The sequence below is a fragment of the Chloroflexota bacterium genome (assembly GCA_014360805.1).
GTDB lineage: Bacteria > Chloroflexota > Anaerolineae > DTLA01 > DTLA01 > DTLA01.
The window spans coordinates 1-5,769 of the sequence record JACIWU010000125.1; the positions used below are offsets into that span (position 1 = coordinate 1).

A 5,769-nucleotide genomic window follows, 5' to 3' on the forward strand; every position below is an offset into this window, starting at 1 on the left:
ATGGCCACGACGGGGATACCCGCGTCCGTCAGATGATCCAGCACGGTGGGGGCCGGCGGCGGGGCCGAGAAGTCGCGCCGCCGCTCGGTGCGCACGAAATGGCCCGGCGCGCCCACGAAGGGCCGCGCGATGACCCGCCCCACGTTATGCTCGCCGGTGAGCAGCGCCCGCGCCGTGCGGCACATGGCGTACAGTTCGTCTATGGGAATCACCTCTTCGTGCGCGGCGATTTGGAACACGCTGTCGGCCGAGGTGTACACGATGGGCTTGCCCGTGCGCATGTGCTCCTCGCCCAGTTCCTGGATGATCTCCGTGCCCGACGCCGGATAGTTGCCCAGCGTCCCGCGCCCGATGGCCTGTTCAAAGCGGCGCATCAGGTCCGGCGGGAAGCCGTTGGGGTACGTGGGCAGCGGCCTGGGCGAGTGGATGCCCATGAGTTCCCAGTGGCCGATGGTGGTATCCTTGCCCGCCGAGGCCTCGGCCATGCGCCCGAACGCACCGATGGGCGCGGGGTCTGGCGGCACGCCCAGAATGTCCGTGATGCGGCCCAGGCCCATGCGGCCCATGTGGGGCAGGCGCAGGCCGCCCACGGCGCGGGCCGTGTTCGCCAGCGTGTTGCTGCCCGCGTCGCCGTAGCGGTCGGCGTCGGGCAGCGCGCCTGCGCCCACACTGTCCAGGATGATGAGAATCACGCGATGCATGTGCGGCATAAGGTCTCCTCCATTCGGGGCGATTATACGCCCGCAGGCGTCGGAAGGCGAATGGGGACGTCGGACCTGTAGGACGGGCCGCCCTTGCAGGGATGTGTTACCAGCGCTATAATTCTGGCACGACACCGGCGCCACAGCGCCGATATAATTACGGTACACCCCAATATCCCGGAGCGCGCCCATGCAAGTGTACTTCGCCGGAACCATCATGGGAGAACGAACCCACGTGGCCGTATTCCGCCGCATCGTGGAGCACATCCAGGCGCGCGGGCACACCGTGCCCACCACCCACGTGGCCCGCGACAACGTGCTGGCCGAAGAATCGGCCAACACGCCCCAGCAGGTCTATGAGCGCGACGTGGCTTGGATTCGCCAGAGCGACTGCCTGGTGGCCGAGGTCTCCACGCCGTCGCTCGGCGTCGGCTACGAAATCTGCTACGCCCTGGCGCATGGCAAGCCGGTGCTGTGCCTGTACCAGCAGGGCCGGCCCTTGTCCAAGATGATCCTGGGATGCACCGAGCCGGGCATCACCGTGCGCGCCTACGCCGACGAGGCCGAGGCGCTGGCCCTGGTGGACGAGTTTCTCATGCAGCAATCGGCCGTCAGCGGCTGACCGCTGTCGGCTGATCGCTTCTTGGAGGGCAACGATGGACAAGACGACCTGGAAGTTCGCTACCCGAGCCGTGCACGCGGGCGAGCGTCCCACGCGGCCCGCCTGCACCCCTGTCGTTACGCCGATCTACAACTCGGTTACCTACGTCTATCCCGACATGGAGTTGCTGGATCAAGCCTTTGAGGATCCCACGGCTGGGTTCGTCTATACTCGCCACGGCAACCCCACCTGCGCCGCCTTTGAGGCCGCAGTGGCGTCGCTGGAGGGGGGCGAGGGGGCCGTGTCGTTCGCATCGGGCATGGCGGCCATCCACGCCGCGCTCCTGGCGGCGGGCGCCCAGGCTGGCACCGACGTACTGGCAGCCCGCGACCTCTACGGCGCGACCACGGCCCTGCTGTCGCGGTTCTTTACCGCGCTAGGGGTGCACGTCCACTTCGCCGACTTCACCGACATCTCCACCGTGCGGCGCATGCTCAACGCCGTGCGGCCCCGCGTCCTCTTGCTGGAGACCGTGTCCAACCCCCTGCTGCGCCTTGCCGACATCGGTCGCATCGCGGAACTGGCCCACAGCGTGGACGCCACGGTGATCGTAGACAACACCTTTGCGACGCCGTTCCTGGTGCGCCCGCTGGAGATGGGAGCCGACTATGTGGTGCACAGCGCCACCAAGTACCTGTCGGGGCACGGCGACGTGCTGGCCGGCGTGGTCGTGTCCAGCAAGGACAACTGCGCCGTGCTGCGCGATGTCGCCAAGACGATAGGCGGCGTCCTGGGGCCCAACGAGGCGTACCTGGCCCTGCGCGGGTTGAAGACGTTGCCGCTACGCCTGGAGCGCCAGTGCAAGACCGCCGCCTGGGTCGCCGCCTGGCTGGAGGCGCACCCCAAAGTGGAGCGCGTGTACTACCCCGGCCTCAAGAGCCACCCCCAGAATGACCTGGCCCGGAGCCTTTTCGCCGGCGGGCTGTACGGAGCCATCGTCTCATTCGTCATCGCCGGCGCGGGCAAGCGGCGCGTGTTCAAGTTCCTGGAATCGCTGGAGTTATGCGCGCCCGCCACCACGTTGGGCGACCTGTACACCCTGGCACTATACCCCGCGCATTCGTCCCATCGCGCGCTCACGGCGGCGCAGCGGGCGGCCCTCGGCATTAGCGACGGACTCGTCCGCCTGTCCGTGGGCATAGAGGACCCCGACGACATCATCGCCGATTTGCACCAGGCGCTGGATAAGGTGTGATAGCAGGGGTGGGCGTCAAAGTGCGACGCACTTCGGAAGTGCGTCGCATTTTGACGCCGCTGATGGCAGACTACGGATCGCCGTCCGCTACTTCATCACAACCGGCAGGAACCGCAGGTAATTCGCGCCCGCGCCCGGCCAGAACCCGCCGGCGAGCGTGTACGGCCCGCTGGCAAGCGCCCCCGCACCCGCTTGGCCGATGGTGCCCGCCAGCGTGAACCCGCCGCCCGCGCTTTCTCCCCCGCCGCCTATCGTGCTCCAGGTCAGGCCGTACCCTCCGCCGGATTGGGCAAGCGCGCCGAATGCGGGCACGGCGATCAGGGCCCACAGGGCAGCCAGAAGCAGCAGGCATAGAATACGACGCGTCAAGCGTGAGCCGTTCATCGCCGCCCTCCTACCAGGAGACCTCCACCGTGCGCACCGTGGCGACCCAGCGGATAGTCTCACCGTTGCCCCTCACCTGAACCCGCAGCGTGTCCTCGCGCGTATCGGCGATAGCCTGCGCATTCCAGGCAGTGTCGTCTTCGCCCAGCGTGGTAACCAAGGCGGCGCCGACAAGGGCCGTCGTACCCGCCACGTTTTCCACCACCCCCTGAATCCTGTAGCAGGCAGACTCTCCCCCGCTAGAGCGGCCCACGACCAAAATCTCAAACCCCACCGTGCGGCCGACTGCGATAGTGAGCTGCACAGAAACGCCATCCAGGTAGAGATCTGTCCATGCATTGCCGACGGATGTATTGCGCAGCACGTACAGCGAGGTCTGAGCATCGCCGACGGCCGCAAAGTTGCCGTTGGCATACGCCCACTGCCCCAGGTGGTCGGCCAGGGCGCCGTTGCCGCCTGGGATCGTCGCGCCGTTGCCGCTGGCCGTATTGCCCGTACCCCCGCCCACAACGGCATAGAAGCCACCGGCCGTGTTGGAATAGCCCCCGCCCACCGTGGATGAGTAACCGCTCGCGGTGTTCTCGGCGCCGCCCGCGACGGTGGCGTAGTGAACAGAAGCGGCATTGTTGCGGCCTCCGCCTACGGTAGCCTCCTCGCCGCTGGCGCTGTTTTGGTATCCTCCACCCACGGTAGACCCGGCGCCGCCCGCACTGTTGGCCACGCCCCCGGCCACGGTAGCGTTGTAGTTGCTGGCTGTGTTGTGTATCCCGCCTGCAACCGTCGCGCTTTGGCTGCTGGCCGTGTTGCCAGAACCCCCGCCGACGGTCGCGTACGTGCCCGTTACCGTAACTGTGTTGCCCAAGCCGCCCCCGATGGTGGATGCGCGGCCCTCTGCCCGATTGCCGCCCACGGTACTACCATCCGATCCGCCCCCGCCCACAAAGGCGCCCGCGCCGCTGGCGATGTTGTACTGCCCGCCGGCCACGGTGGCGGCAGCGCCGCTGGCCACATTGGAGAAGCCCCCGCCGACCGTGGCAGAGCCATTGCTGGCCACGTTGTAGTAGCCCCCTGCCACGGTGGCATTCACGCTACCCGCGGCGTTGTGAAAACCGCCGCCGATCGTGCCGTACGTGCCGCTCACGACGTTGGAGGAACCCCCGCCGACGCTGGCCCAACCGCCACTGGCGACGTTACCCTGGCCCCCGCCGACGGTGGCATAGGCAGCATCGGCCAGGTTCACATTGCCATTCCCCGCCTGGTTGTTCGCGCCGCCGCCCACCGTGCCGTAGGAATCGGTTACGCGGTTGGTCGCGCCCGAAGCGCCGCCGCCCCCCACCGTGCCGCCCACGCCGCCCGCGATGACGTTGTTGCCCGGGAACCCGGCGATGATGTTGGGGCTGATGCTCGTCGGTTCCAGGCGCAGCGCGCGCAGGCTGTTCACCTTGAATTCCAGCGGCGTGTTGTCGCTGGTGCCCAGGTAGTTGACGCCTGGCTTCGTGCCGCTGTTGCCGCTCAGTTTCCAGTAGCGGGCGTCGTGGTCATGATCCGACCGGGCCACGGTGTTGGCCGCGCCGGTGCCCGCAAACACCACGTTGAACTGAGTCCCCACGAGGGTAAGGCCCGCGCCCGCCGTGTAGGTAGTGTCGTTGTCCACGTTGTCGGCAAACCCCGCCGGGACGCCCAGCAGGTTGGCCCAGTGCGCCGCGGCGGCGTACAGCGCGTAGGGCGTCGGCGTGAGCGCCTGGCGCGGCGTTAGGGTCGTGTACGCGCCGCTCCCCGACGGGCACCGCACAGCAATCTCCAGGTAGCGCTCGTCCCCTTGGAACACCCCGGCGCCAAAGTCCAGCGTCGCGGTGAACAGCCCGTGCGTTACCGTTACGCCCGTTTCGGTCCATGTCGCACCGATTTGCGAGCCGCCCGACACCGAATCCCACAGGCTGAACCGGAAATCGCACGTCCCGCTCACGGGATTGCTGTTGCTGCGCAGTACCCCTTGATACACGAACGACGTGCCCATCGTTGCCTGGGATTCAGGCCCCTGAGCCTGGCCTGCCGCCACGACCAGGGCCACTAGCAGCACCGCAAGGATGCCCCCGCAAACCGTTCGTTTGCCTTTCAACTCACCACCTCCCGCGTTTCGTTGTCGGTTCTGCGTTGCGCTTGCGCGGAGCGTGAGCCTTCCGCCGCGCACTGCGCTCACGGCAGCACCAGGAAATCCCTCATGATCGTGGGCAGGAACAGGAACGTGCAGTCCGGGTCGCCGCCAGGCCCACAGTCGCGGTCGCAGATGCCGTCGGCCACTCCATCGCAATAGCCGTCCAGGCCGCCGGTCGGGCAGTCCTGCGGGCACGACACAGCGTTCTCGGGATCGCGGCAAACGCCATCGCCGCAAACCGTGTCCTCAAACCTCAGTCCCATCAGTTCCGTAACCTCCACGCGCGTGCCGTCGCCCAGCACGCACACGGCGCACGAATCGGTTGCGAACCGCGAGCACATGGCCGGGTCGGTGGTTACTTCTTGCGCGTAGCCCTGCCGGTTGCAGTAACCGGATTCCGCGCCCTCCTGGCCCAGCAGGAACGCCCACTCATCCACCCATCCGGTGGGCAGTTGACACAATCCCCTCTCGCCCTCCTCTGTCATCACGGTTACATACGAATAGCCCAGCGCCACGCAGTAGAAGGCGGCGGGGTTCACCATAGAATCCCGCGCACCACCGATGGACGTCTGCGGCGGACAGGACGAAGATGCCCGATCGTTGTTGGGGCGCAACATCTTCTTGACCAGCGACTTGCCCACGCCGCCCTTGCCGCTCATGACGGCGAGGACGT

At 67.3% G+C, this 5,769-nt stretch carries 7 protein-coding genes (1 of these 7 only partly in view); 2 read left to right on the plus strand and 5 right to left on the minus strand.

The window, feature by feature from the left end:
- Positions 1–701: phosphopentomutase (locus H5T65_13590; GenBank protein ID MBC7260262.1), on the minus strand; the 701-nt coding region annotated here is incomplete at its 3' end.
- A 217-nt stretch (positions 702–918) separates the two neighbouring features.
- Between H5T65_13590 and H5T65_13595 the strand changes: the two genes are divergently transcribed.
- Positions 919–1,323, plus strand: a complete 405-nt coding sequence (locus H5T65_13595; protein ID MBC7260263.1) for a nucleoside 2-deoxyribosyltransferase — start codon at positions 919–921, stop codon at positions 1,321–1,323.
- 34 nt (positions 1,324–1,357) lie between these two features.
- Positions 1,358–2,557 (plus strand): PLP-dependent transferase, encoded by a 1,200-nt coding sequence (locus H5T65_13600; GenBank protein ID MBC7260264.1) that lies wholly within the window; start codon positions 1,358–1,360, stop codon positions 2,555–2,557.
- Between the two features lie 87 nt (positions 2,558–2,644).
- Here H5T65_13600 and H5T65_13605 read toward each other — a convergent pair whose 3' ends face one another.
- From H5T65_13605 to H5T65_13620, 4 genes are all read right to left on the minus strand, one after another.
- A complete protein-coding gene (locus tag H5T65_13605; protein ID MBC7260265.1) occupies positions 2,645–2,941 on the minus strand; it encodes a hypothetical protein in 297 nt (98 codons plus the stop codon).
- Between the two features lie 10 nt (positions 2,942–2,951).
- On the minus strand, positions 2,952–5,060 hold the full coding sequence (locus H5T65_13610) for a hypothetical protein (GenBank protein ID MBC7260266.1): 2,109 nt from the start codon (positions 5,058–5,060) through the stop codon (positions 2,952–2,954).
- Between the two features lie 77 nt (positions 5,061–5,137).
- Positions 5,138–5,755: a DUF333 domain-containing protein gene (locus H5T65_13615; GenBank protein ID MBC7260267.1), complete on the minus strand. Its 618-nt coding sequence runs from the start codon at positions 5,753–5,755 to the stop codon at positions 5,138–5,140.
- The coding region annotated (locus H5T65_13620) for a VCBS repeat-containing protein (GenBank protein ID MBC7260268.1) crosses the window boundary (this coding region is incomplete at its 5' end): on the minus strand, positions 5,752–5,769 show 18 of its 489 nt. The annotated region continues 471 nt past the right edge of the window. The genes H5T65_13620 and H5T65_13615, both read right to left, overlap by 4 nt.